General features: G+C 70.4%; 1 pseudogene. It reads left to right on the forward strand.

Annotation, left to right across the window (positions count from 1 at the left end):
• Positions 1–365, forward strand: a pseudogene (gene dauA, locus ACLJNW_RS23610) (FAD-dependent catabolic D-arginine dehydrogenase DauA); the annotation flags it as partial.

Raw genomic sequence — 365 nt, forward strand, 5'->3', positions numbered from 1 at the left:
GGTCAGCCTCGACGAATCCTTCTACCTGAAGCCGGACGCCGGCATGCTGCTCGGCTCGCCGGCCAACGCCGATCCGGTCGAGGCCCACGACGTGCAGCCCGAGCAACTGGACATCGCCACCGGCATGTACCTGATCGAAGAAGCCACCACCCTCACCATTCGCCGTCCGGAACACACCTGGGCGGGGCTGCGCTCGTTCGTTGCCGACGGCGACCTGGTGGCCGGCTACGCCGCCAATGCGGAAGGCTTCTTCTGGGTCGCCGCCCAGGGCGGCTACGGTATCCAGACCTCGGCGGCGATGGGCGAGGCCAGCGCCGCGCTGATCCGCCACCAGCCGCTGCCGGCGCACCTGCGCGAGCACGGCC

Origin of the sequence: Salmonella sp. SAL4457 (assembly GCF_046548235.1) — a bacterium.
Classification (GTDB): Bacteria; Pseudomonadota; Gammaproteobacteria; order Enterobacterales; family Enterobacteriaceae; genus Salmonella; species Salmonella enterica.